Genomic DNA, 25,676 nt, shown 5'->3' with positions numbered 1-25,676 from the left:
ATCGACGTGCCCCACCCCACCACCGGCCAGCACCGTCTGAGCCATGGCACCCCTCACCAGAACCCGCCCCCTGATCCAGGCCTCGGGAGGCCCCCGCTACGTCATGGCCCTGGCCGTGGACGCCCTCGGCACCGGCCTGCTCCGCCCCTTCCTCCTCCTCTACGGCATCACGGTCCTGAACCTGTCCGCCCCGGCGGCCGGCACCGCGATGACCGCCGGCATCGTCGCCGGCCTGGCCTGCATGCCCGCCCTGGGCCGCTGGCTCGACCACGGCGCACGCAGCACGGCGGTGGCGGCCTCCATGCTGATCCGGGTCCTGGGCGTAGCCCTGCTCCTGGCGGCCCCCACGGGCCACGTCACCCTCTTCGCAACGGCCGCCCTCTTCCTGGGCATCGGCAACCAGGCCTGGCCGGCGGCCCACGCGGCCCTGGTGGCCACGGTGGCCGAGGGCCGCGACCGGGACACGGCCCTGGCGGCGGCCCGAGCCCTGCGCAACGGCGCCCTGGGCGTGGGAGCCCTGCTGGCCACCGCCTGCCTCGCGGGTGGCACCGCGGCGCTCCGGGCGATGGCGGTGGCGACCGCACTCGCCTATCTGGGCGCGGCGGTCCTGGCCTGGTCGGTCCACGTACGGGCGGACCCGACGGACCCGTCCGGGCCCCACGCGACCGGGCCCGCACCCCGCATGCGCACGCTGCTCGCCGCCAACGTGATCTACGTCTTCTGCCTCAACGTCCCCGAGATCGCGCTCCCCCTGATCCTGGTGACCCAGCTCCACGCGTCCCCGGCCTGGCCGGCGGCGGTCTTCGTGACCAACACGGTCCTGGTCGTCACCCTCCAGGTCCCGCTGACGGTGCTCATGTCCCGCTTCCGCCGCCGGACGACGCTGGCCCTCTCGGGCGTGGTGCTGGCGGCCTCGTACGCGGGCTTCCTGGCGGCCACGTCACTCGCCCACGGCTGGGCGGCCCCGGCCGTCGCGGCGGTGTCCGTGATCTGCACGCTGGGGGAGATCCTCTACGCGGGCAGCGCCACCGCGCTGGTCACGGCGCTGGCCCCGCCCCACGCCCTGGGCCGGGCGCTGGCCCGCCTCCAGCTCTCCACGGGCTTCGGCCTCGCGGTGTCCCCGGCGGCGATCACGGCGCTGGCCCCGCACGGCGCGGTCGCCCTCTGGGGCAGCCTCGCGTCGGCGACGCTGCTCTCGGCGTCCGCCGTGGCCGGAGGCCAGGGGTGAGCCTCTGCCGCCGGCCCCCGCGCCTCCGGCGCGGTCAGCTCCCACCCACACACCACCCGTTACCGGCTCCGGGGGCACCCTGGCCGGCTCGGACGAAACCGGCGGCCGCCGACGCGGGCAAGGGGACGTCCGACACGCCTGTGCGCGTACGGGAAACGCACCCGACCCAACCACGACGCGGCACTACGCGCACAGGTGTGTCGGGCGGCCCCGACCCACAGACCCAGGCACGCACACCCCACCGGACCAGAGACACGGCGCGAGGAAACCCGGCCCACCCGGCGTCCGAGGGCGGGGAAGCGAACGTCAGAGCTGGATGCCCGCCATCCGGCGCCACTCGTACGGCCCCGTGGAGACCTTCGCCGCGAGCTCCCCGTCGAACGCCTCGCGCAGCGTGAGACCCGCCGCCTCGGCCGCCGCGGTCGCCACGTCCACCGACGGGGCGACCAGATCGCCCCACGCCCCGTCGTCCCCGACGAGGACGATCCGCGCGCCCATCTGCCCGAGGTAGGCGATCTGCCCCTCCGCCCCGCCGTGCTCGGTGGAGAAGGCGGCGATCTGCTTGGCCAGCCGGCCGGTGGTCTTGTCGCTCATACCCCTGATGCTACCCATGGGTAACCGGGTTGGCCACCCCACCCGCGACCGATCGCGCAGGACATGCGCCCACATCGCCGCGCCGTATCCGGTCCGGTCGACAGGGTGGGAAACGCCCGTCCGAAGTATCCGGTCGTCGGACAACGTCAGCTCGTACGTGACGTGATGCGTGCCCACACGCCCACGCGCATCACGCACCCGCTGCCAGCCCTCCGTGGTGCAGAAGGAGTTGTGGTACGGCCGATCCGGTTGCCGCCGGGTCACCGCGGCACCCCCGCGATCCAGGCCCGGAGTTCCTCGTTGTCGCTGAGCTCGATGAGCTGCACCAGACCCCAGTTGTCCTGGTGGTTGGGCGCCAGCCGCAGCCGCTCCTGCCAGTCCTCCGCGTACTCGCGGAGCGCGTCCGCCATATCCTTTACGGCCTCGTCGAACGAGTTCCCGTCGGCCGTGACCGGAAGTCCCGGGACGAGTACCGACCAGCCGTCGGCCTCGGGCACCACCTGCGCGCGGGACGGGCAGACCGAAGCGAGATATCGGCGCAGCCTCCCCACGTCGACCACCGCCGTACGGCCGGAGTCCCGCCGTACGGCGGCCACCCGCCCCTCGTCGGCCGCGTCCAGCAGATCCTTCAGATGAGTACGAGCGTCGCTGTAGCTGTCGTAGTGCACCGCGGACATGCGATACCTCCGGGATCAGTGGCATCCAGCGCGCATCGGCGCACGACGTACGCCACGTACGCCTCAGCGCAGGAACGGATCCGCCGCCACCGCCAGGAACAGCAGCGACACATACGTGATCGACCAGTGGAAGAGCCGCATCTCCTTGAGCTTCGCCCCGGTCAGCCCCGCCTTCGCGCGGGCCCGCAGTGCGTACGCCTCCCGCATCCAGAAGGCGCCCAGCACCACGGCGACCGCCGGATAGAAGTACCCGGTGGGGCCCAGCGGCCACAGGAGGAGGGACACGCCCACCATCACCCAGCTGTACGCGACGATCTGCCGGGCCACGACCTTGTTCGAGGCGACGACCGGCAGCATCGGCACGCCGACCCGCGCGTAGTCGTCCTTGACCTTCATCGACAGCGGCCAGTAGTGCGGCGGCGTCCAGAAGAAGATCACCAGGAACAGGATCAGCGAGGCCCACGACACCGTGTTCGTCACGGCCGACCAGCCGATGAACACCGGCATGCAGCCGGCGATGCCGCCCCACACGATGTTCTGCGCGGTCCGCCGCTTCAGGATGATCGTGTAGCCGACCACGTAGAAGAGGATCGCCGCCACCGACAGCGCCGCGGACAGCGGGTTGACGAGCGCCGCGAACCACACCGTGGAGACCACGGAGAGACCGAGCCCGAAGACCAGCGCCTCGCGCGGCGAGACGATGCCGGTGACCAGCGGGCGCTGCTCCGTGCGGTGCATCAGCGCGTCGATGTCGCGGTCGATGTACATGTTGAGCGAGTTCGCGCCGCCGGCGGACAGATAGCCGCCGATACAGGTGGCCAGAACCAGCCACAGATCGGGCACGCCCTCGGCCGCCAGGAACATCACCGGAACGGTCGTGATGAGCAGCAGTTCGATGATGCGCGGTTTCGTCAGCGCGACGAACGCCATCAGACGGGCCCGGAACGGCCAGCGTGCGGGGGACGCCGCCAGCGTCCCTGCAGGTCGGGATTCGACGGCCGTCACGGACACCTCTGAATCAGGAAAGGTCGGGAACTCAGCACCCCAACTTTAGACGCTGCCCCCGGGCCCGCCTTCCCGGGGGTCCCTCGTGTGTCGGACGGGGGAGCCGGCCCGTATCAGTTGCTCATCAGAGCCCGGACACCACCCCCTGAGCGCACGCTTTTGCCCAGTCGGGAGGCGGGCCGTGCCCCTGACGGGCACGCTGGAACAGCGGGATAGGCTCGACGTGTCCGGTGGGCATTTGTTCACCGGCATTCGACTTGTGGAGAGGAGCCCTGAGCAAGGGTGAGCACACAGCCGACGACCACAGCGCTCGACTGGACCGAGCTGGACGACCGGGCGGTCGACACGGCTCGCGTCCTGGCCATGGATGCCGTACAGAAGGTGGGCAACGGCCACCCCGGCACGGCCATGAGCCTCGCACCCGCCGCCTACACCCTCTTCCAGAAGGTGATGCGGCACGACCCCGCCGACCCCGACTGGGTGGGCCGTGACCGGTTCGTCCTCTCGGCCGGCCACTCCTCCCTCACGCTCTACACCCAGCTCTACCTGTCCGGATACGGACTGGAGCTGGACGACCTGAAGGCCTTCCGCACCTGGGGCTCCAAGACCCCGGGCCACCCGGAGTACGGCCACACCAGGGGCGTGGAGACCACGACCGGCCCGCTGGGCCAGGGCGTCGCCAACGCCGTGGGCATGGCGATGGCCGCCCGCTACGAGCGCGGCCTGTTCGACCCGGACGCTCCCGCCGGCACGTCCCCGTTCGACCACCAGATCTGGGTGATCGCCGGTGACGGCTGCCTCCAGGAGGGCATCTCGCACGAGGCGTCGTCGCTGGCCGGGCACCAGAAGCTGGGCAACCTGACCCTCCTGTGGGACGACAACCACATCTCCATCGAGGGCGACACCGCCACGGCGGTCTCCGAGGACACCATCAAGCGGTACGAGGCCTACGGCTGGCACGTGCAGCGGGTCGAGCAGAAGCCGAACGGCGACCTCGACCCCGAGGCGCTGTACGCCGCGTTCGAGGCGGCCCGCGCGGTCACCGACCGGCCGTCGTTCATCGCCGCCCGCTCGATCATCGCCTGGCCGGCCCCGAACGCCCAGAACACGGAGGCCGCGCACGGCTCCGCGCTGGGCGCCGAGGAGGTCGCGGCCACCAAGCGGGTGCTGGGCTTCGACCCCGAGCAGAGCTTCGAGGTGGCCGACGAGGTCCTGGCGCACGCCCGCGAGGCCGGCGACCGGGGCCGCGAGGCCCGCGCCGTCTGGGAGAAGGGGTTCGCCGCCTGGCGTTCCGCCAACCCGGAGCGGGCCGCGCAGTTCGACCGGATCCAGGCCGGCGAGCTGCCCGAGGGCTGGGAGGAGAAGCTGCCGTCCTTCCCCGCGGGCAAGGACGTCGCCACCCGCAAGGCCTCCGGCGAGGTGCTGAAGGCGCTGGGCCCGGTGGTCCCCGAGCTGTGGGGCGGCTCCGCCGACCTCGCCGGCTCGAACAACACCACCATCGACGCCTCGTCGTCCTTCCTCCCCGAGGGCAACCCGCTGCCGGAGGCCCAGCCGTACGGCCGGACCGTCCACAACGGCATCCGTGAGCACGCGATGGCCGCCGCCATGAACGGCATCACGCTGCACGGCCACACCCGGGTCTACGGCGGCACGTTCCTGGTGTTCTCCGACTACATGCGCAACGCGGTGCGGCTGAGCGCCCTGATGCACCTGCCGGTCACCTACGTCTGGACGCACGACTCGATCGGCCTGGGCGAGGACGGCCCGACGCACCAGCCCATCGAGCACGTCCCGTCGCTGCGCGCCATCCCCGGCCTCAACGTCGTCCGCCCCGCGGACGCCAACGAGACCGTCCTGGCCTGGCGCGAGATCCTGCGCCGCCACACCAAGGTGTACGGCAAGGGCGCCCCGCACGGTCTGGCCCTGACCCGGCAGAACGTCCCGACGTACGAGGCGAACGAGGACACCGCCCGCGGCGGCTACGTCCTCTTCGAGGCGGACGGCGGCGACGCGCGGGTGATCCTGCTGGGAACCGGCTCCGAGGTGCAGCTCGCCGTCGAGGCGCGCGAGCAGCTGCAGGCCGCCGGCATCCCGACGCGGGTCGTGTCCATGCCCTGCGTGGAGTGGTTCGAGGAGCAGGACCAGGCGTACCGCGACAGCGTGCTGCCCCCGTCCGTCAAGGCCCGCGTGGCCGTCGAGGCGGCCGTCGGACTCACCTGGCCCAAGTACGTCGGGGACGCCGGCCGGATCGTCTCGCTGGAGCACTTCGGCGCCTCCGCCGACTACAAGGTCCTGTACCAGGAGTACGGCCTGACGGGTGACGCGGTAGCCGCCGCCGCCCGGGAATCTCTGGAAGCCTCCGGTCGCTGAAGCTTACGGAACATGACAACAGGAGCTGAAACCCCATGACAGACGCATTGAAGCGCCTCTCCGACGAAGGCGTCGCGATCTGGCTGGACGACCTGTCCCGCAAGCGGATTACGTCCGGCAACCTCGCCGAGCTCATCGACGACAGCCACGTCGTCGGCGTCACGACCAACCCGTCGATCTTCCAGAAGGCCATCTCCTCGGGCGACGGCTACGACGAGCAGCTGATCGACCTCGCCGCCCGCCGGCTCACCGTCGACGAGGCGCTGCGGATGATCACGACGGCGGACGTCCGCGACGCCGCCGACATCCTGCGCCCGGTGTACGACGCCACCGACGGCCAGGACGGCCGGGTGTCGATCGAGGTCGACCCGCGGCTCGCGCACAACACGGCCGCCACCGTCGCCGAGGCCAAGCAGCTGGCCTGGCTGGTGGACCGGCCGAACACTCTGATCAAGATCCCCGCGACCAAGGCCGGCCTGCCGGCCATCGCGGAGACCACCGGCCTGGGCATCAGCGTCAACGTCACGCTGATCTTCTCCCTCGAGCGCTACCGCGCGGTGATGGACGCCTATCTGACCGGTCTGGAGACGGCCAAGAAGGCCGGGCTGGACCTCTCGGAGATCCACTCCGTGGCGTCGTTCTTCGTCTCCCGCGTGGACACCGAGATCGACAAGCGCCTCGACGCCCTGGGCACCGACGAGGCCAAGGCCATGCGCGGCAAGGCCGCCGTCGCCAACGCCCGGCTCGCCTACCAGGCGTACGAGGAGGTCTTCTCCTCCGACCGCTGGGCGGACCTGGAGAAGGCCGGCGCCAACAAGCAGCGCCCGCTGTGGGCGTCGACGGGCGTGAAGGACCCGGCGTACAAGGACACCCTGTACGTCGTCGACCTGGTCGCCCCCGGCACCGTCAACACCATGCCCGAGGCCACCCTGGACGCCGTCGCCGACCACGGCGAGATCACCGGCGACGCGGTGCGCGGCACGTACAAGCAGGCGCAGGCCGACATCGACGCCCTCGCGGGCCTCGGCATCTCGTACGACGACGTCGTGCAGGTGCTCGAGGACGAGGGCGTGGAGAAGTTCGAGGCCGCCTGGAACGACCTCGTCGCGTCCACCCAGGCGGAGCTCGAGCGCCGTACGCCGAAGGAGGCGTGAGGGCGGTGACCGAACCGACGGGTGTGACGGCGAATCCGCTGCGCGCCCCGCAGGACCGGCGGCTCCCGCGTATCGCGGGGCCGTCCGGTCTGGTCATCTTCGGCGTGACGGGTGACCTGTCCCGCAAGAAGCTGATGCCCGCGGTGTACGACCTCGCCAACCGGGGTCTGCTGCCGCCGGGCTTCTCCCTCGTCGGGTTCGCCCGGCGCGAGTGGGCGGACGAGGACTTCGCCCAGGTGGTGCACGACGCCGTCAAGGAACACGCGCGCACCCCCTTCCGGGAGGAGGTGTGGCAGCAGCTGTCGGAGGGCTTCCGGTTCGTCCAGGGCGACTTCGACGACGACGTGGCGTTCGACCGGCTGCGCCAGACCATCGAGGCCCTCGACAAGGAGCGCGGTACGGGCGGCAACTTCGCCTTCTACCTCTCCGTACCGCCGAAGTTCTTCCCCAACGTCGTCCAGCAGCTCCAGGAGCACGGCCTGTCCGACTCCAGCGGCCACGGCTGGCGGCGGGCGGTCATCGAGAAGCCCTTCGGGCACGATCTGAAGAGCGCGCAGGAGCTCAACAAGATCGTGCACCGGGTGTTCGAGCCCAACGAGGTCTTCCGGATCGACCACTACCTCGGCAAGGAGACCGTCCAGAACATCCTGGCGCTCCGGTTCGGCAACACCATCTTCGAACCGCTGTGGAACCGGTCCTACGTCGACCACGTGCAGATCACGATGGCCGAGGACATCGGCATCGGCGGCCGCGCCGGCTACTACGACGGCATCGGCGCCGCCCGCGACGTCATCCAGAACCATCTGCTGCAGCTGCTCGCGCTCACCGCGATGGAGGAGCCCACCTCCTTCCATCCCAAGGCGCTGGTCGGCGAGAAGCTGAAGGTCCTCAACGCGGTCCGGCTGCCCGACGACCTGTCCAAGCACACCGTGCGCGGCCAGTACGCGGCCGGCTGGCAGGGCGGCGAGCAGGTGCCCGGCTATCTGGAGGAGGAGGGCATCGACCCCAACTCCACGACCGACACCTACGCCGCCATCAAGCTGGAGATCAACACCCGGCGCTGGGCCGGCGTGCCGTTCTATCTGCGCACCGGCAAGCGCCTCGGCCGCCGGGTCACGGAGATCGCGGTCGTCTTCCAGCGCGCCCCGCACTCCCCGTTCGACGCCTACGACACCTCGGAGCTCGGGCAGAACGCCCTGGTCATCCGGGTGCAGCCGGACGAGGGCGTGACCATCCGGTTCGGCTCGAAGGTCCCCGGCACGTCGATGGAGATCCGCGACGTGACGATGGACTTCGCGTACGGCGAGTCCTTCACGGAGTCCAGCCCGGAGGCGTACGAGCGGCTCATCCTCGACGTCCTGCTCGGCGACGCCAACCTCTTCCCCCGGCACCAGGAGGTCGAGCGGTCCTGGGAGATCCTCGACCCCATCGAGCGGCACTGGGCGAAGAACGGCAGGCCCGAGTCGTACACCTCGGGGACCTGGGGTCCCAAGGCGGCGGACGAGATGCTCGCGAGAGACGGACGGAGTTGGCGGCGGCCATGACTGCGTTCTTTCGGGGGACAACCCCCGAGCCCCCGGCCGGACGGGCGAGTCCGTCGCGTCCGGGGCGGGCGATCACGGGCAATTCGATTCACGGACGGAGTTGGCGGCGGCCATGAACATCGATCTGACGGACACCACGTCGAGCCAGATCAACTCGGCGCTGGTCAAGGCCCGGCGGGCCACCGGAACGCCGGCCGTGGGCATGGTGCTGACCCTCGTCATCGTCACCGACGAGGGCAACCACTACGACGCGCTGCGCGCCGCCGCCGAGGCGTCCAAGGAGCATCCCTCGCGCATCCTGGTCGTCGTCCGGCGGCCCGGGCGCACCCCCCGCGACCGGCACCGGGCGCGGCTCGACGCCGAGGTGCGGGTCGGGTCCGAGTCCGACACCGGGGAGACCGTGCTGCTGCGGCTGCACGGGGAGCTCTCCCATCACGCCGAGAGCGTCGTCCTGCCGCTGCTGCTGCCGGACGCGCCCGTCGTCGTGTGGTGGCCGGAGGACGCTCCCGAGGTGCCCTCGGAGGATCCCCTCGGGGCGCTCGCCGCGCGGCGGATCACCGACGCCGCGGCCACCGAGGATCCGGTCGCCGCGCTCGCCCTGCGGGCCCGGACCTACGCGCCCGGTGACACCGATCTGGCGTGGACCCGGGTCACCGCCTGGCGGAGTGTGCTGGCCGCCGCGCTCGATCAGCGGCACGCCCGGATCGACGGGGTGAAGGTCGAGGGGGAGGAGTACAACCCCTCCACCGAACTGCTCGCCATGTGGCTCGGCGAGCGGCTCAAGGTCCCCGTGGAGCGCACCGTCTCCCCCGGGCCCGGCATCACCGCCGTCCAGCTGCACACCGTGGACGGCACCGTATGCCTGGACCGGCCCGACGGCGTCCTCGCGAAGCTCGAGGTCCCCGGGCAGCCCGAGCGTCATGTGGCGCTGCAGCGGCGGTCCACGGCGGAGCTCATCGCGGAGGAGCTGCGGCGGCTCGATCCGGACGAGGCGTACCACCAGGCCGTTTCCTTCGGTACGGATCGGCTGGGGGCGCCGGGGTCCTCGGTCCCCGTCGCCGAGGAGCCGGCGAAGAAGCCCGCCGCGGCCAGGAAGACCTCGGCCGCGCGTAAGACCACCGCTCGCAAGACGGTGACCCGGAAGGTGACCAAGCCCAGGTGAGCGCACCGCAGATCGTCGTGCACCGCGACAAGGAGCTGATGGCCGAGGCCGCGGCGGCCCGGCTGATCACGAAGATCGTCGACGCTCAGGCGGCCCGCGGCTCCGCTTCCGTGGTCCTCACCGGCGGGCGCAACGGCAACGGGCTGCTCGCGGCCCTTGCCGGGGCGCCCGCCCGGGACGCGGTCGACTGGGCCCGGCTCGATCTCTGGTGGGGTGACGAGCGGTTCCTTCCCGAGGGGGATCCGGAGCGGAACGTCACCCAGGCCCGGGCGGCCTTGCTGGACGCCGTGCCGCTGGATCCGGCCCGGGTGCATCCGATGCCCGCGTCCGGTGGGGTGTACGGCTCCGACGCCGATGCCGCCGCTGCCGCTTACGCCTCGTCGCTGGCCGGCGCCGCCCGGCCCGAGGATCACGGGGCTGTGCCCGTCTTCGACGTGTTGCTGCTGGGGGTGGGGCCGGATACGCATGTGGCCTCGCTGTTCCCCGAGCATCCCGGGGTGCGGGAGACCGAGCGGATGGTGGTCGGGGTGCACGGTGCGCCCAAGCCGCCGCCCACTCGGGTGTCGCTCACCCTGCCCGCCATTCGTGCGGCGCGTGAGGTGTGGTTGCTTGCCGCCGGGGCCGACAAGGCGTCCGCGGTGACCATCGCGTTGTCCGGGGCCGGGGAGATCCAGGCGCCGGCGGCGGGGGCCCGGGGGCGGGCCCGGACGTTGTGGCTGCTGGACCGGGCGGCTGCCTCGGGGTTGCCGGCGCAGCTTTATCCTCCGGCTTCGGCTTGAGGTGTCCGGTCGTCGGCCTGCGGTTGCGTCGGCTGACGCGCTCCGGGCCTTCGGCCGGAGGCCTCAGGCGCCGGCCCGGCTGAGGCTTGGTTTCCCTGGCCTCTGGCTTCGGTGTCTGGTACGCCGGGGTGTGCGTGCTCGGGTGGGTGGGTCGGGGCCGCCCGACACACCTGTGCGCGTACTGCCGCGTCGTGGTCGGGCTGGGTGCGTTTCCCGTACGCGCACAGGCGTGTCGGACGTCCCCTTGCCTGCGTCGGCGGCCGCCGGTTTCGTCCGAGCCGGCCAGGGTGCCCCCGGAGCCGGTAACGGGTGGTGTGTGGGTGGGAGCTGACCGCGCCGGAGGCGCGGGGGCCGGCGGCCGACGCCGAACGCATCCCCCGCCGCGCCCGCCCCCCCGGAGGGGGAGCCGTCTCAGGACCCCGCCGCCACCGCGTGGCTCTCCGCGGCCGGCTGCGGGATGTCCGCCGGGGTGACCGACGGCCGGTGACGCAACGACATCAGGACGCGCAGCACCGCGATCCACACCAGCGACGTGCCCAGCATGTGCACGCCGACCAGCACCTCCGGAACGTCCGTGAAGTACTGGACATACCCGATCACGCCCTGCGCCATCAGCACCAGGAACAGCTCCCGCACCCGCGCGAGCGGTCCCGGCGGGCCGTCCATCAGCTTCAGCGTGACCCAGATGACCAGCGTCAGCGACACCACCAGCCACGCGGACGCGGCATGCACGTGCGACGCGTCCGTCCACGAGATCCACTCGATCCGCGGCACCTCGCTGGAGTCACCCGCGTGCGGCCCCGCCCCGGTGACGATCGTGCCGGCGACGAGCAGCACCACGGTGGCCGCGACCAGCAGCCACGTTTGCTTGCGGACGATGCCCCCGACCAGCCAGTCCGGCCCGCCGTCGCCCTCCCCGGCGCGGTGCCAGGTGAGGAACGCCACGGTCAGCAGACCGCTCGCGGCGAGGAAGTGCCCGGCCACGATGTACGGGTTGAGATCCATCAGCACGGTGATGCCGCCGACCACGGCGTTGACCACGACCAGCCAGAACTGCCACCAGGCCAGCCGGGTCAGCCCCCGGCGGCGCGGCTTCACGCAGCGGGCCGCGATGATCGCCCAGCCGACGGCGGCGCACACCACGTAGGTGAGCAGCCGGTTGCCGAACTCGATGGCGCCGTGCAGGCCCATCTCCCGGGTGGTCGTCAGACTCTCGGAGGAGCACTTCGGCCAGGTGTCGCACCCCAGCCCGGATCCGGTCAGGCGTACGACGCCGCCGGTGACGACGATCACGACGCTGGTCACCAGCGCGGTCATGGCGGCCCGCCGGACGGTCTGCGGCGACGGCGTCCAGCGCCGGTCGATGAGGGCGAGGGGGTTGAACACGGCGCCATCGTATGCGGGGCGGATGCGCGGGAGCCGACAGGGGTGGGCTGATGTCCGGACAAGACCGTCATGCCCGGGATTCCGTAAGGGCTTACCGTTCCCCGGCTCTTCTCCGCCCGCTCGCGTCCCGTTCACCCCGGCCGCCCAGGCTGACTGACGCGGGCATGTCGTGCTGCCTCACGGCATGCCCTTCGGCCTGCTCGTGACGGAAGGACGGACCTGCGGATGCGGCGAAGAGGTCAGAGGCTACGACGACGTGGTACGGGGAAGGTCCTCGGCCCCGCCATGGCGGCCGTGCTGCTCATGAGCGGAACGGCGGTGGTGGCCCCCGCCATCCCGGCCGTGGCGAGCGAGAAGCCCGCTCCGGACGCGGTCGCGACCGCGCCGGTGCTCACCCCCGGGGACGGCGCGTACCTCGAGGGCACGAAGACGGTCACGGGCTCCCCGACGACCCTCGACGACGACGTGACGAGCCTCACGGTCGACGGCGAGAAGCTGGACGCGGAGCGGACCGTCGGCTCCTCCCGGCTGACGTTCGACGTCGGGTCGAACTCCACCGAGGCCCGCTACCACAACTATGTGCTGGTCAACGGCGACTACCGGGTCGACATCGGCGACCTGGTGGGCGAGCGCGCCACGATCGAGATCCCGAACGGGAAGCTGGTCGAGGGCGAGAACACCGTCGAGTTCTTCGCCGGCACGGTCGACAGCTCCTGCGGCGTCAACTACGACGACTTCGTCCTCTCCGACATCGGCCTCGAGCTCCTCGGCGAGACCGCGGACGGCGAGGAGAACGAGTACACGTACTCCTTCGGCGACGGCTCCTGCGGTACGAACACCAGCCTGCTGACGCACGCGGAGCTCAGCTTCTTCGTCCTCAACGACCCGCGGGGCACCACCGGCCTCACCGCGGACCTCGACACGACGAAGCTCACCAACGGCGAGCACGCCCTCACCGCGGTCTCCGCCTCCGGCAGGACCGTCCGCCACGACGTCACCGTGAACAACGCCCCCGCCGGCGCCCCGAAGCTCCTCCCCACGGACGGCACCCTGTCCGCCGGTACGGAGCCCGTGTTCGCCGCCACCCCGGCCGGCGACGACGGCGGCGTGACGTCCCTCACGGTCGACGGCGCGGAGCCGCCCGCGAAGGCCACCCTCGGCAACGGGGCCGCGCACTTCACCTTCGACGTCGGTTCGAACTCGATCGACGACCGGTTCGACAACTTCCTCCTCGTCAACGGCAAGCGCATCGACCTCGGCGGAAACTGGGTCAGCCAGCACGTCGACATCGCCGTCCCGGCCCGCTTCCTGGTCCCCGGCGACAACACGGTCACGGTCGTCACCGGCGACTACAAGGAGTCCTGCGGCAACAACCGCGACGACTTCACCCTGACGAACCTCGCCCTCGCCCTCGACGGCGCCACCGTCACCCCACGGGACCTCCAGGACACGTACGCCATGGGCGACGGCTCCTGCGGTACCGGCTCCACCCTGCTGCGCGAGGCCCCCGTGCACTTCACCGTCGACGGCCCCGCCACGCACGTCAGCCCGACGCTGGGCTCCGGCGACGCGAAGCTGGCGTTCGACGTGGGCACCAACTCCATCGAGGCCCGGTACGGCAATCACGTCCTGATCAACGGGCAGAAGCTGCTGCTGGACAGCGACTTCGTCAGCCGGCGCGTCGAGCTCACCTTCCCCGACGAGTGGCTGGTCCCCGGCTGGAACACCCTCGACGTCGTCACCGGCACCTTCGCCACCTCCTGCGGCGACAACCACGACGACTTCGCGATCTCGAACGTCGCCCTCACCCCGGCCGGCGGCGCCACCGCCACCGGACAGATGCTCAAGGGCTCGTACTCCCTCGGCGACGGCAACTGCGGCGACAACGTGAACCCGCTCGGCGAGATCGACCTCGAGTTCCTGGTCGAGGGCACCCCCCAGGGCCTGCACGCCGACCTCGACACCGCGCGGATCATGGACGGCAGGCACACCCTCGCCGCCGTCTCCACCGGCGGCGAGACCGCCACCCGCACCCTCTTCTCCGACAACACCGCCCCCGAGATCGCCTCCAGCACCCCCGCGGCCGGCCAGAAGCTCACCGCCGCCGTCGTCCTGGACGTCCGCCTCTCCGACGCCAACGCCGTGGTCAGCGGCCCCGACGTCACCCTGGACGGCAAAGCGATCAAGCCCGGCGCCCCCGTCGGCCCGGGCCTGAAGGCGGGACAGCACACCCTGAAGGTCTCCGGCACCGACAGCCTCGGCAACGCCGCCACCCGCACCGTCGCCTTCACGTCCGCCGGCATCCCCGACACCCCCACCACCCTCGCCCCCGCCCCCGGCTCCACGGACGCCGGCGGACAGGTCACCCTCTCCGCCAAGGTCGCCGAACCCGACGGCGGCGCGGTGGACGCCACGTTCTCCCGCGCGGAGATCCTCACCCCGAACCAGGTGTACGCCGGCACCACCCCCGCCGTACCCACCTCCCTGAAGGTCGCCGGCGAGAAGCCCGTACCGGCCAGGGGCCTGGAGCCCTCCGACGGGCAGACGCTCGACGCGCCCGCCGGCCGGGACGTCACGTACCAGCGCTTCGACGTCATGGTGAAGGGCCACATCGCCGACCCGGTCCTGCGCTGGGAAGGCACCATCGACCCCGAGCGGCTGGCCGCCCTGCGCGCCTGGAACACCCGCACCGAGGCCTGGGACGTGCTGACCAGCGCCCGCGGCGCGGCCTCCGGCGAGACCGTGCTGACGGCCGTGGTCGACGACCGGTACATCGACGGGCAGCAGGTCCACGCGATGATCACCGGCGAGGACCCGTTCGCCGACGACATCGACGCCGGGGACCCGGACGGCTTCGCCGACCCCGACTCGTACGACTTCTCGATGGTCCACTACACCGACACCCAGTACCTCTCCGAGGGCGCGGTGGAGCAGGAGACGCCCGGGGAGCGGGCGGTCTGGGAGCACGCGTACGGCGACGTCACCCGCTGGATCAAGGACAACAAGGACGAGCGGAAGATCTCCTACGTCGCCCACACCGGCGACATCATCGAGAACAACATCCGCAAGCCCGCCGACGACGCCATGCGCCGCGAGATCACCGGCGAGTTCGAGATGTCGTCCCGCCAGCAGCAGGTGCTCGACGACGCCGGCATCCCCAACGGCGTCATCGCCGGCAACCACGACAACCAGTCCGGCACCGAGAACGGCCCCGGCGCGATCTACAACCAGTACTACGGGCCCGGCAGATACGCGGCGCTGTCGCAGGGCTGGGAGCACGCCGAGTACGGCGGGCCGTGGCGCGAGGGCGACAACCAGAACCACTACGACCTGTTCTCGGCCGGCGGCCTGGACTTCGTCGTCGTCGGCCTGTCGTACGGCGTGACCCGCGAGGAGGCCGAATGGGCCGACTCGGTGTTCAAGCGCTACCCCGACCGCAACGGCATCCTGCTCTCGCACGACTACCTCGCGCCGAGCAGCAACCCCGACGGTCGCGGGGCGCCGTTCTCCGCGCCCGACGGCTCGATGCTGTACAAGCGGGTCGTCCAGCCCAACGCCAACGTGTTCCTGATCCTCGCCGGCCACGAGCACGGCGTGGGCACGAACATCAAGCCGCAGGTCGGCGAGGTCGGCCGGGGCGTGGTGGAGCTGCTGGCGGACTACCAGTTCTACACGGTGTCCGCGGACCGGCTCGGCCTCACCGAGATCGGCGGCTACGAACCGGACTCCCAGCTGCAGTTCGGGGCGGCGTTCTTCCGGCTGCTGCAGTTCGACGTCGACCGCTCCGAGCTCACCGTCGACACGTACTCGCCGCTGCTCGACGAGTTCGGCGCCACGGAGTACGACACGAACCACCGCTACGACGGGCGGGAGGACAACATGGTCCTGCCGATCGACCTCAACACCCGTACGACGACGTTCAGGACGGACTCCGTCGCCCTGTACAACCCGGTGCGGGTCATCGGCACCGACCGGGCGGAGTCCGGTTCCACCGCGTCGGTCGTCTGGGACGGTCTGCGGCCCGGTACGGCGTACGCCTGGCTGGTCACGGCCCGCTCCGGCGGGGGCGGCGTGACCGCCTCCGAGCCGGCGGTGTTCGTCACCCGCGAGGCGGACGGCAGCCGCGGGACGCTGGACTCGCCTTGGTTCTGACGCCCTCCGGCACGCCGCCCCGGACCCTCGCGGTCCGGGGCGGCGCCCTGGCTCTCCTCCTCGGCTGCTTCCTGCTCGGGGGGCTCTTCCGCCCCGCGCCGGCGGCCGCGCACGACGCGACCACCACGGCGTACGCGACCGTCACCGGGTCGCGGTCGGCGGGCATCTCGGCGACGCTGGACCTCGAGTACGACCTGCTGATGAAGTCGGCGTGGCTGTACGCGTCGGCGTACGACGCGAAGGGCCGCACGGAGCAGCTGCGTCAGCTGCGGCTGAACGCGGACGCGGTGGCGGAGTACGTCACGGGCCGCTTCGCGGTGACGGCGGGCTCGGCGCGCTGCGTCCCGTCCGTCGGCCCGGCGGACGTCCACGCGCGGGGCGGGCGGTCGTTCGTGCTGCTGCCGGTGTCGTACGACTGCGGCCCGGGCGAGCCGGCGATCTCCAGCGCGCTCTTCCCGGACGGCGAGACGTTCGTGCACGGCACGCGGACGATCGTGCGCTACTCGGTGGACGGCGCCTCGGGCTCGACGGTGCTGACGACGGCGGACCCGACGGTACGGGTCGGGCAGGACCGGACGTCGCACCAGGTGGGGGAGTTCTTCCGGCTGGGCGCCGAGCACCTGGTCCTGGGCCTGGACCACGTCCTGTTCCTGCTCACGCTGATCCTGGGGGCCCGTACGGTACGGGAGGTGGTGTGGTCGGCGTCGGCGTTCACGGCGGCGCACAGCATCACGTTCCTGCTGGCGGCCCTCGGCGTGGTGGACGTCCCGTCGGGGCTGGTGGAGCCGGTGATCGCGGCGTCCATCGCCGTGACGGCGGCGGCGGGCCTGTGGCTGCGCGACGACCCCCGCCTTACCCGCGGGCGCCTTCCCGTGATCTTCCTCTTCGGCCTGATCCACGGCCTGGGCTTCGCGGGGGCGCTGGGCATCGCCGACTCCTGGTCCTGGGACCTCCTCCTCTCCCTCCTGAGCTTCAACGCGGGCATAGAAGCAGCCCAACTCACCCTGATAGCCCTCCTCTTCCCCCTCCTCCTGCTCCTCCGCCGCACCCCGGCCCACCGCCGGCTCCTCCCGGCCCTGACGGCACCGATCATCGCGGTCAGCCTGTGGTGGCTGGTGGACCGGATTCCGGTGGGGGCGTGAGGGGCGGGGTCACTCCGGACCGGTCAGCCCCGCCCGTACCCGTACGAGGTCCATCCGTTCGGCGCGGAAGGCGGCCGTGCCGTCGTCCGAGGTCAGCGTGACGGCGATGCCGTCGGGGGTTGGGGTGAACGTCACCCCGTGGTGGATGGTGCCGCCCCAGCCGTCGACGGTGAGGTCGCGTACTTCCGTGCAGTGGAGGAAGAGTTCCACGACGTCGTACGGCTTCCTCCAGCCGGGATCCGGGTGGTCGGGGAGGTGGCGGGTGGTGAGGGACAGGGTGACGGAGGTGGCGCGTTCGTCGATCTGGAGGTACGTGTGGCGGCAGGCCGCCGGGTCGGGGGCGTGGTCGTACAGCGATCGCAGCGCCGAGGGGGCCGTGAGCAGGCCGGACCAGTCAGAGGTGCTCAAAGAAGGCCCTTTCGTGCGGCTCCGGCGTCCCCGCGTACAGCCGGGCATCCAGCGGCCGTACGAACCGGTGCGGCCCACCGTCGTCCCCGGCCCGGAACGCGCTCACACGCCCGACGTCCAACGCGTCACTCGCCACGAACACGAGCCGCGTCCCCTCCCCGGTCACCCGCACCCCGACCCGCCGCCGGGCCAGGCGCTCCAGCCCCACGTCCACGACCACCGGCGGCGTCCACCCGCTCATCCGCAGCCCCCCGACGGCCAGGAACCGCACCTGACACTGCACGGTGTCGCACTCCCACTTCCCGGCCACGAGATCCGGCACCCCCGGCAGATCGACCCGCAGGGTCACCGTGGGCCCCGACCGGTCGAGGGTCACGGACCGGAGCCGGACGCCGCGCAGCGGCGGGACGGAGGAGAAGAGCCGGTCCAGGGGCGAGGGGTGCCGCAGCAGGTCGGTCCAGGTCCCGGTCACGGGGCGCATGCCGTGCGGCGGTGCCGTCCCGCCGCTCCCCGCCGGTCCGGGACCGTCATCCGCCCTCGCCCGCCGCGGCCCGCTCCTCCGGGGACGGGCCGAACGTGTCGTCCACCGCCTGGTCGAACGCGTCGTCGTCGACGCCCAGGGCGTCGTTCATGATGTCCGTGCGCACCCCGCCCATCCCCTCGGTGACCAGGGAACGGCCGGTGTCCTTCCAGGTCTGGCCCATCTCGTCGCCGGCCTTGTCCCAGGACTCCGCGCTCCAGTCCGGGGCGTCCGGGGTGACGACGTCGCCCCAGCTCTGCTTCGTGACCTCGTCCTCCGTCGCGTGCGGGTTGCCGATCAGGGAGTTCACGCCGATCTTCATGGTGCCCTGGATGTACTGGTCCTCCTCCCAGAGGAAACCGGCGGCGATCCCGAGCTTCGCGCAGATGGTGTTGGCGTCCTGGATCAGGGCCCGTACGCCCCACTCCCAGCGCTCGCAGAAGTCCTCGAAGTCCACCGAGAGGCCGTGGTGGCCGGCCTCCATGCCGGTCATCGACAGCTCCGAGAAGCCCTTGCCGAGCACCGAGCCGGTGCCCGTGCCGATGTCGCGCAGCTCCGCGATCGCGCTGCGCATGCCCTGCTGGATCTGCTGGACCGACTGTGCGTCGATCTTGAGGTCTTCGGACATCAGTCCCGTTCCTCCCGGTCGTCGTCGTCCACGCCCGCGTCCACGGCGACCGCCTCCGGCACGATGCCCACCACCGGCGGGAAGAGCATCGCGGTGTCCTGGTCACCGATGTCGATCGCCACCCCCGCCGGTACGCCCATCGCCGGGATGATCTCGTCCAGCAGCCGCGCGCCGCGGTAGACCGCGTACTCCCACTCCCGGCCGGTCAGGCTGCCGTCGCCGGGGTCCTTGGCCCGGGCGAACCGCGCCAGCGCCGCCTCGTCCGTGAAGCCGCAGATCCAGCGGATCCCGCCGAACTCGGCCGTCCACAGCCCGCCGCCCTCGAACGGCACGAGCACCGCCGCCCGCCGCAGCTCCCCGACCATGGCCCGGCCGTCACCCGACCCGGCCCGCCGCTCGGCGATCCGCTCCGCCAGCGCCCCCGCGCTCATCCGGTACCTCCCCCTGCGTAGCCACTCGTGCCGACCACAGCACCGTAGGACAACACGCGTGGCCGGGGGTAGCCGGTTCCGGCAGGCGGATAGGCTCGCGGCCGTGGAGGGTTACGCGTACGTGGGACCGGACGACATCCGCGCGGCGGCCGTCGACCAGCCGCCCGGAACCCCGGTCCGCTCCCCGGCGGACCTGGACCGCTGGCTCACCGCCCGGCCCCGCGCCGAACTCGCGGAGCCGTTCACGTACGTCGTGGATCTCACCGGCACCCTGTGCCTGGCCCCGCGCCGCAGCGAACACGTGGCCTGCGCGTCCGGCGCCCGGGTGCTGGCCGCGGGGGAGATCGGCTTCGAACGCGCGCGTACGGGATGGACCGTCCGCGAGTCCAGCAACCAGTCGACCGGCTACTGCCCCGACGTCACCTGCTGGCCCGCCCTCGCCTCGGCCCTCCACCGGGCCGGGCTCCCGGCCCCGGAGGGCTTCACGCACGAGGTGGTCTTCCGGCGCTGCGAGGGCTGCGGGGAGCGGGCGGTCGTACGGGAGGACGACTACGTCTGCGTGTTGTGCGGGGCGCGGCTGCCGGGGAAGTGGAACTTCGGGCGGTAGGCCCCTCCGTCACTCCCAGCGGAAGAAGCGCGCCGCCAGGCCCAGGCCCACGACCGCCCACACCGCCAGCACGCCCGCCTCCGGCCACGGCATGCCCGCGCCGTGCTGGAGGACGTCGCGCAGGCCCTCGGAGAGGGCCGTGATCGGGAGGAGCTCCAGGAGGGATTGGACCGCGGAGGGGAACTTCGCGAGGGGGACCAGGACGCCGCCGATCACCATCAGGATGATGAAGACCAGGTTCGCCGCCGCCAGCGTCGCCTCCGCCTTCAGGGTGCCCGCCATGAGCAGGCCCAGGCCGGAGAAGGCCGCCGTGGCCAGCAGGATCAGGACCGCGGCGTAGAGCCCGTTGCCGCGGGGGGACCAGCCCAGGGCCGCGGCGATCACGGACAGCAGCGCGATCTGCAGGATCTGCGTCAGCAGCACCGACGCCGTCTTCGCCGCCATCAGCGCGAACCGGGGGAGCGGGGACGCGCCGAGGCGTTTGAGGACGCCGTAGCGGCGGTCGAAGCCCGTGCCGATCGCCTGGCCGGTGAAGGACGTCGCCAGGACGGCCAGGGCGATGGCGCCGGGGGCCAGGAAGTCGACCCGCTCGCCGGCACCCGTGTCGATCACGTCCACCGCGCTGAAGAGGGCGAGGACCACGGACGGGATGATGACCGTCAGCAGCAGCTGCTCGCCGTTGCGCAGCAGGAGCTTTGTCTCCAGCGCCGCCTGCGCCGCGATCATGCGCGACAGCGGGGCCGCTCCGGGGCGGGGGGTGTACACGCCCGTGCTCATGCGCGGAGCTCCTTGCCGGTCAGTTCCAGGAAGACGTCCTCGAGCGTGCGCCGCTCCACCGTTATCCGGTCGGGCAGCACACCGTTCTGCGCGCACCACGTCGTCACCGTGGCCAGCAGTTCGGGCGTGATGTCGCCGGTGACCCGGTACGAGCCCGCCGTCAGCTCCACCGCCGCGCTCCGCGAGGGCAGCGCCTTCAGCAGCGACGCGGTGTCCAGGCCCGGGCGGCCCGAGAACCGCATCGTGTTCTCCGCGCCGCCCCGGCACAGCTCCTCCGGGGTGCCGTGGACGACGAGGCGGCCCTCGTCGATGATCGCGACGGCGTCCGCGAGCTCCTCGGCCTCGTGCATGTAGTGGGTCGTGAGGATCACGGACACCCCGTCCGCGCGCAGCTCACGGATCAGGTCCCAGGTGGCGTGCCGGGCCTGCGGGTCCAGGCCCGCGGTCGGCTCGTCGAGGAAGACCAGCTCCGGACGCCCGACGACCGCCGTCGCCAGCGCGAGGCGCTGCTTCTGCCCGCCGGAGAGCCGCCGGAACGGGGTGCGGCCGGTCGACGCCAGGCCCAGGCGCTCGATCAGGGCGTCGGTGTCCAGGGGGTGGGCGTGCAGCTTCGCCATGTGGCGGAGCATCTCGACGGCCCGGGCGCCGGGGTAGACGCCGCCCTCCTGGAGCATCACGCCGATCCGCGGCCGCAGGGCGGCGGCGTCGCGGTGGGGGTCGAGGCCCAGGACCCGGACGGTGCCGGCGTCGGGGCGGCGGTAGCCCTCGCAGATCTCCACGGTGGTGGTCTTGCCCGCGCCGTTGGGGCCGAGGAGGGCGGTGACGGTGCCGCGCGCGGCGGTGAGGGTCAGGCCGTCGAGGGCGGTCTTGTCGCCGTACCGCTTGATGAGGGCGGTGGTTTCTACGGCGGGGGTGCTGTGCATGGGGGTGAGTCTACGGGGCGGGGGGTGTCGGGTTGCCTGGGCTCCGGGTCGGTGCCCTCGCGCCGGGAGGCGGTTCAGAAGGCCCGGAGAAGCCGGCGCGGACCGCAACATCCCGAGGACGTCCACCCCCGCCGGATGGCGAGAACGCGCCACCACGCGAGCCACCGCCGCGATGATCCGGGCATGTACCGGACAACATAGGGATCGGGGGAGGTGAACCGTCCGAGCGGCAAACGGCCACGTCACACCCGCCCCAGGGGCAAAGGAAGCGAGCCGTCAAAGGCCTCACCCCGGGATATACACCCCTGGCCGAAAACCGCCTCACCCCCTGGCGGCGGCAAGCGCTTGCCGCCCAGACTCCCCCCGCCAGGCTCGGACCGCCCCCCACGCGCACCCACCCCCCGGGACGCGCGGGACCGAGTGATGTCTCACGCACAGCGCAAACGCACAGCGCAACGCACAAGCGCACCCGTCCCTCATCCCGGTGGCGACCCCACCGACCGTATGAAGGAGAGAACCTTGGCAAGACCCACCGTGCTGCGCAGAGCCGCACTGAGCGCGCTGACGGCGGCAGCCCTCACCCTCCCGCTCGCCGTCGGCGCCGGCCCCGCCCAAGCTGCCCCGGCGCCCGCGAAGGCCGTGTCCGACCTGCAGGCGAAGGCCGAGGCGGCCGTGCTGCGGGACCTCGGTGACGAGGGCAAGGTCACCTTCTGGGTGCAGCTCGACTCCCAGGCCGACATGTCGGCCGCCCGCGCCGCCAAGTCCAAGGCGGCCAAGGGCCGTGCCGTGTACGAGGCCAAGACCGAGCACGCCGACCGCAGCCAGGCGGAGCTGCGCGCCCTGCTGAAGCGGGAGAAGGCGTCGTACAAGAGCTTCTGGATCGCCAACACCGTGCAGGTGACGGCGGACAAGGCGGTGGCCGGGAAGATCGCCGCCCTGCCCGAGGTGGCGGCCATCGAGGCGGACGTCCCGCTCCTGCTCCCCGACCCGCTGCCGGCGCAGGACGAGCCGGCCGTGGACGGCATCGAGTGGAACGTCGACCGGATCAACGCCCCGCGGGTGTGGAACGAGCTCGGCGTCCGCGGCGAGGGCGTCGTCGTCGCCAACATCGACTCCGGTGTGGCCTATCAGCACCCGGCGGTGGCCGACGGCTACCGGGGGCTGCGGTCGGACGGCACGTACGACCACAACTACAACTGGTTCGACCCGGCGAACATGTGCGCCAACGACACGCCGTGCGACAACAACAACCACGGCACCCACACCATGGGCACCATGGTCGGCGACGACGGCGCCGGCAACCAGGTGGGCGTGGCGCCGGGCGCGCAGTGGATCGCCGCGAAGGGCTGCGAGTCCAGCAGCTGCTCGCAGGCGTCGCTGCTGGCCTCCGGCCAGTGGGTGGTGGCGCCCACGGACCTGAACGGCCAGAACCCGCGGCCGGACCTGGCCCCCGACGTGGTGAACAACTCGTGGGGCAACACGGTCATCGACACCTGGTACAAGGCGACCGTCCAGTCGTGGCGGGACGCCGGCATCTTCCCGGCGTTCTCCAACGGCAACAGCGGCCCGGGCTGCACCACCTCGGGCTCCCCGGGCGCGTACACCAACTCGTACTCCTCGGGCGCCTTCGACATCAACAACGCCATCGCCTCCTTCTCCAGCCGCGGTACGGGCGAGACCGGGGGCATCAAGCCGAACCTGGCCGCCCCCGGCGTGAACGTCCGCTCGTCGATCCCGAGCGGCTTCGGGTCGATGTCCGGCACCTCGATGGCCTCCCCGCACACCGCCGCGACCGTGGCGCTGATGTGGTCCGCCTCGCCCGCGATCCGCGGTGACGTGGCCGCGACGGAGGCGCTGCTGAACCAGACGGCGATCGACGTGGACGCCACCACCTGTGGCGGCACCGCGGCGAACAACAACGTCTTCGGCGAGGGCCGGCTCGACGCCTTCGCCGCCGTCAGCGCCACCCCGCGCGGCGCGCTCGGCGCCGTGACCGGCACCGTCACCTCCGGCGGCGCCCCGCTGGCCGACGCGACCGTGCGCTTCGCCGGCCCGATGCAGGCGACCGTCCGCACCGGGGCCGACGGTTCGTACGGGCTGCCGAAGGTGATGGTCGGCGACTACACGGTGACGGTGACCAAGTTCGGTTACCTGACGGCCGAGGCCACCGTGACCGTCACCGAGGGCGGGACCGCGACCCGGGACGTCACCGTCGACGCCGCGCCGAGCGGCACCCTCACCGGCACCGTGCGCTCCGGCGGCGGCACCGAGGCGGGCGCCGTGCTCGTCGCCCAGGGGACGCCGGTGACGGCGACCGCCGGGGCCGACGGCCGCTACGCGATGACGCTGCCGCAGGGCACGTACGAGATCAACGTGACGCCGGCCGGCCGCTGCTCCTCGCCCACCACCGTCCCGGTGGAGATCGCAGGGGACACCGTCCGGGACGTGGACCTCGCGGACCGGCTCGACGCCGCGGGCACCAACTGCCGGGTGCGCTCGGGCGGGGACTTCCCCGCCGGTGACACCCAGGTGACGATGAGCGGCACGACGTCCGGCACCGGTACGGTCGCGCTGCCGTTCCCGGTCGCGCTGTACGGCAAGACGTACCGCACGGCGACGGCCACGGTGGAGGGTGTGCTGGCGTTCGGCACCAGCAGCACCAGCTCAGCCAACGTGTCGCTGCCCTCGACGGGTACGCCGAACGGCGCGCTCTACCCGTTCTGGGACAACTTCACGCTGGACGACGAGTCCGGTGTGTACACGTCCCGGCGCGGCACCGCCCCGCACCGTGAGGTCGTGGTGGAGTGGCGCAACATCAAGTTCGGCAGCGCCACCACGCAGCGCGTGACGTTCTCCGCCGTGATCGGTGAGGACGGCTCGTACTCCTTCCACTACAAGGACATCGGCACCGGGAACTACGAGAACGGCTCCGCGGCCACCATCGGGGCGGAGAACGCCACCGGTACGGACGCGATGCTGTACGCGTACAACCAGCCGGTGGTCTCCGACGGGATGTCGCTGGAGTTCTCGACCACCAAGTCCGCCGTGGTCTCCGGTGTCGTCACGGACGACAACGACGGTCTGCCGGTCGCCGGCGCCACCGTCGGCGTCAGCCGCGACGGGACGGCGAGCGGCGCGGACGTCACCGACGAGAACGGCGCCTATCTGGCGCAGGTGCCGGTGACGGCCGCCGGTTCGTACGACGTGGACGTCTCCGCCGCGCACTACGGGGCGGGTGCCCGCACCGCGGCGCTCGAGCCGCGGGGTGTGTCGCGCGAGGGCGTCACGCTGAAGACCGGTGCGATCGCGCCGGCCGGCCTCTCGGCGTACACCCTGGTGATCCCGGCCGACCAGCAGCGCACCCGCACCTTCACGCTGGCGAACGCCGGCTCGGCGGCCGACTGGTCGGTGGCCGAGAAGGACGGCGCCGGGTGGCTGGACGCCGGACCGGCCTCCGGACGGCTGGCGGCGGGGGCGGAGCAGCAGGTGACGCTCACCTTTGACACCACGGGCGCCGAGCCCGGCTCGGTGCTGCGGGGCACCCTCGTGGTGGCCTCGGAGAGCGGCCGGACCCCCGTCCGTGAGGTGCCGGTGACCGTGGCCGTGCCCGCCTACCAGGCGGCGCTGGACGCGGGCGCCGAGGATGTGGGCGACCGGGTCGACGGCCTGGGTGACACCTGGACCGCGGACCAGGAGTACACCGCGGGCTCGTACGGCTGGGTCGGCAACAGCGGTCTGCAGCAGACCACGAAGGCCGTCGCCGGCACCGACGAGCAGGCGCTGTTCCAGACCTCGCGGACCGGGGCGCTGGAGTACCGCTTCGACGGGGTGGCCGACGGCGTCTACCAGGTGGAGCTCGGGTTCGCGGAGCTCAGCGGCACCAAGCCCGGGGCCCGCGTCTTCGACGTGATGGCCGAGGACGCCGAGCAGATCCCCAACGTGGACGTCGCGCTGGAGGCGGGCGGCAGCTACCGCGCCCTCACGCGCAGCTTCACGGTGGAGGTCACCGACGGGCAGCTGAACCTGCGGCTGCCGGCGGTCACCGGGAAGAGCCTGGTCAACCTGGTGCGGGTGAGTCACCGCCCGGACCTGGCCGGCTGATCACGCAGCACCTGGGACGGCCCCGCGGGATCCACCCGCGGGGCCGTCCCGCGCGCCGGGACACCGTCCGGAAACGCCCGGGCACCCC

Annotated in this window: 20 protein-coding genes; 10 read left to right on the top strand and 10 right to left on the bottom strand. The window is 72.1% G+C overall.

What is annotated here, in order from left to right:
- Positions 1-43: 43 nt before the first annotated feature.
- Entirely contained in the window at positions 44-1,228 is a 1,185-nt protein-coding gene (locus SRB5_RS12635) for an MFS transporter (RefSeq protein WP_153451907.1), read from the top strand.
- Between the two features lie 306 nt (positions 1,229-1,534).
- On the opposite strand, the gene SRB5_RS12630 is transcribed toward SRB5_RS12635, so the two are convergent.
- The 3 genes from SRB5_RS12630 to SRB5_RS12620 form a co-directional block, all read right to left on the bottom strand.
- Positions 1,535-1,840, bottom strand: a complete 306-nt coding sequence (locus SRB5_RS12630; RefSeq protein WP_153451905.1) for a hypothetical protein — start codon at positions 1,838-1,840, stop codon at positions 1,535-1,537.
- Between the two features lie 242 nt (positions 1,841-2,082).
- Positions 2,083-2,499 carry a prevent-host-death protein gene (locus SRB5_RS12625; protein ID WP_153451903.1) on the bottom strand — a complete coding sequence of 139 codons (417 nt, stop codon included), beginning with the start codon at positions 2,497-2,499 and terminating at the stop codon, positions 2,083-2,085.
- A gap of 63 nt (positions 2,500-2,562) precedes the next feature.
- Positions 2,563-3,504 (bottom strand): heme o synthase, encoded by a 942-nt coding sequence (locus tag SRB5_RS12620; RefSeq protein ID WP_323377816.1) that lies wholly within the window; start codon positions 3,502-3,504, stop codon positions 2,563-2,565.
- A gap of 282 nt (positions 3,505-3,786) precedes the next feature.
- Between SRB5_RS12620 and tkt the strand changes: the two genes are divergently transcribed.
- The 5 genes from tkt to pgl all read left to right on the top strand — a co-directional run bounded on the left by tkt (position 3,787) and on the right by pgl (position 10,513).
- On the top strand, positions 3,787-5,874 hold the full coding sequence (tkt, locus tag SRB5_RS12615) for a transketolase (protein WP_323377815.1): 2,088 nt from the start codon (positions 3,787-3,789) through the stop codon (positions 5,872-5,874).
- A gap of 35 nt (positions 5,875-5,909) precedes the next feature.
- Entirely contained in the window at positions 5,910-7,028 is a 1,119-nt protein-coding gene (gene tal / locus SRB5_RS12610) for a transaldolase (protein WP_153451902.1), read from the top strand.
- Between the two features lie 5 nt (positions 7,029-7,033).
- Positions 7,034-8,572, top strand: a complete 1,539-nt coding sequence (gene zwf / locus SRB5_RS12605) for a glucose-6-phosphate dehydrogenase (RefSeq protein ID WP_323377814.1) — start codon at positions 7,034-7,036, stop codon at positions 8,570-8,572.
- 112 nt (positions 8,573-8,684) lie between these two features.
- Positions 8,685-9,734, top strand: coding sequence for a glucose-6-phosphate dehydrogenase assembly protein OpcA (gene opcA / locus SRB5_RS12600; RefSeq protein ID WP_153451900.1), 1,050 nt, complete (start codon positions 8,685-8,687; stop codon positions 9,732-9,734).
- 38 nt (positions 9,735-9,772) lie between these two features.
- Entirely contained in the window at positions 9,773-10,513 is a 741-nt protein-coding gene (gene pgl / locus SRB5_RS12595) for a 6-phosphogluconolactonase (protein ID WP_153452020.1), read from the top strand.
- Positions 10,514-10,924: 411 nt separating this feature from the next.
- On the opposite strand, the gene SRB5_RS12590 is transcribed toward pgl, so the two are convergent.
- Positions 10,925-11,899 carry a COX15/CtaA family protein gene (locus tag SRB5_RS12590; protein ID WP_323377812.1) on the bottom strand — a complete coding sequence of 325 codons (975 nt, stop codon included), beginning with the start codon at positions 11,897-11,899 and terminating at the stop codon, positions 10,925-10,927.
- A 285-nt stretch (positions 11,900-12,184) separates the two neighbouring features.
- Between SRB5_RS12590 and SRB5_RS12585 the strand changes: the two genes are divergently transcribed.
- Positions 12,185-16,051 (top strand): metallophosphoesterase, encoded by a 3,867-nt coding sequence (locus SRB5_RS12585; protein ID WP_153451898.1) that lies wholly within the window; start codon positions 12,185-12,187, stop codon positions 16,049-16,051.
- Positions 16,042-17,193, top strand: a complete 1,152-nt coding sequence (locus SRB5_RS12580; protein WP_228389993.1) for a HupE/UreJ family protein — start codon at positions 16,042-16,044, stop codon at positions 17,191-17,193. The genes SRB5_RS12585 and SRB5_RS12580 overlap by 10 nt, the downstream gene beginning before the upstream one ends.
- Positions 17,194-17,202: 9 nt before the next feature.
- On the opposite strand, the gene SRB5_RS12575 is transcribed toward SRB5_RS12580, so the two are convergent.
- From SRB5_RS12575 to SRB5_RS12560, 4 genes are read right to left on the bottom strand one after another with little or no spacing between them, the layout of a single operon-like run.
- Positions 17,203-17,601, bottom strand: coding sequence for an Imm50 family immunity protein (locus SRB5_RS12575; RefSeq protein WP_194292910.1), 399 nt, complete (start codon positions 17,599-17,601; stop codon positions 17,203-17,205).
- Positions 17,588-18,073 carry an Imm50 family immunity protein gene (locus SRB5_RS12570; RefSeq protein WP_194292909.1) on the bottom strand — a complete coding sequence of 162 codons (486 nt, stop codon included), beginning with the start codon at positions 18,071-18,073 and terminating at the stop codon, positions 17,588-17,590. Before SRB5_RS12570 ends, SRB5_RS12575 begins: the two co-directional genes overlap by 14 nt.
- A 55-nt stretch (positions 18,074-18,128) precedes the next feature.
- Complete coding sequence (locus SRB5_RS12565; RefSeq protein ID WP_153451893.1) at positions 18,129-18,749, bottom strand: hypothetical protein; 621 nt, start codon at positions 18,747-18,749, stop codon at positions 18,129-18,131.
- Positions 18,749-19,180 (bottom strand): hypothetical protein, encoded by a 432-nt coding sequence (locus SRB5_RS12560; RefSeq protein ID WP_153451891.1) that lies wholly within the window; start codon positions 19,178-19,180, stop codon positions 18,749-18,751. The genes SRB5_RS12565 and SRB5_RS12560 overlap by 1 nt, the downstream gene beginning before the upstream one ends.
- A 103-nt stretch (positions 19,181-19,283) precedes the next feature.
- Here SRB5_RS12560 and SRB5_RS12555 point away from each other — a divergent pair, with 103 nt between their 5' ends.
- Entirely contained in the window at positions 19,284-19,787 is a 504-nt protein-coding gene (locus tag SRB5_RS12555) for a hypothetical protein (RefSeq protein WP_323377811.1), read from the top strand.
- Positions 19,788-19,796: 9 nt separating this feature from the next.
- Here the strand turns inward: SRB5_RS12555 and SRB5_RS12550 are convergent, their stop codons facing one another.
- Positions 19,797-20,564 (bottom strand): ABC transporter permease, encoded by a 768-nt coding sequence (locus SRB5_RS12550; RefSeq protein WP_153451889.1) that lies wholly within the window; start codon positions 20,562-20,564, stop codon positions 19,797-19,799.
- Positions 20,561-21,487, bottom strand: a complete 927-nt coding sequence (locus SRB5_RS12545) for an ABC transporter ATP-binding protein (protein WP_153451888.1) — start codon at positions 21,485-21,487, stop codon at positions 20,561-20,563. The genes SRB5_RS12550 and SRB5_RS12545 overlap by 4 nt, the downstream gene beginning before the upstream one ends.
- A gap of 519 nt (positions 21,488-22,006) precedes the next feature.
- Here SRB5_RS12545 and SRB5_RS12540 point away from each other — a divergent pair.
- Complete coding sequence (locus SRB5_RS12540) at positions 22,007-25,588, top strand: S8 family serine peptidase (protein WP_228389992.1); 3,582 nt, start codon at positions 22,007-22,009, stop codon at positions 25,586-25,588.
- Positions 25,589-25,676 lie beyond the last annotated feature (88 nt).

It is taken from the genome of Streptomyces smaragdinus (assembly GCF_009604385.1).
In the GTDB taxonomy this organism is placed as follows: Bacteria; Actinomycetota; Actinomycetes; order Streptomycetales; family Streptomycetaceae; genus Streptomyces; species Streptomyces smaragdinus.
Note: the sequence above shows the minus strand (reverse complement) of the source record. Positions and strands in the feature narration are given on the sequence as shown.

Bases quoted from the DNA above. Each gene is read 5' to 3' on its own strand.
- tal (WP_153451902.1), top strand. From the start codon at position 5,910: ATGACAGACGCATTGAAGCGCCTCTCCGACGAAGGCGTCGCGATCTGG.
- opcA (WP_153451900.1), top strand. From the start codon at position 8,685: ATGAACATCGATCTGACGGACACCACGTCGAGCCAGATCAACTCGGCG.
- SRB5_RS12630 (WP_153451905.1), bottom strand. From the start codon at position 1,840: ATGGGTAGCATCAGGGGTATGAGCGACAAGACCACCGGCCGGCTGGCC.
- SRB5_RS12560 (WP_153451891.1), bottom strand. From the start codon at position 19,180: ATGAGCGCGGGGGCGCTGGCGGAGCGGATCGCCGAGCGGCGGGCCGGG.
- SRB5_RS12565 (WP_153451893.1), bottom strand. From the start codon at position 18,749: ATGTCCGAAGACCTCAAGATCGACGCACAGTCGGTCCAGCAGATCCAG.
- SRB5_RS12585 (WP_153451898.1), top strand. From the start codon at position 12,185: ATGGCGGCCGTGCTGCTCATGAGCGGAACGGCGGTGGTGGCCCCCGCC.
- SRB5_RS12545 (WP_153451888.1), bottom strand. From the start codon at position 21,487: ATGCACAGCACCCCCGCCGTAGAAACCACCGCCCTCATCAAGCGGTAC.
- pgl (WP_153452020.1), top strand. From the start codon at position 9,773: ATGGCCGAGGCCGCGGCGGCCCGGCTGATCACGAAGATCGTCGACGCT.
- SRB5_RS12635 (WP_153451907.1), top strand. From the start codon at position 44: ATGGCACCCCTCACCAGAACCCGCCCCCTGATCCAGGCCTCGGGAGGC.
- SRB5_RS12625 (WP_153451903.1), bottom strand. From the start codon at position 2,499: ATGTCCGCGGTGCACTACGACAGCTACAGCGACGCTCGTACTCATCTG.
- SRB5_RS12550 (WP_153451889.1), bottom strand. From the start codon at position 20,564: ATGAGCACGGGCGTGTACACCCCCCGCCCCGGAGCGGCCCCGCTGTCG.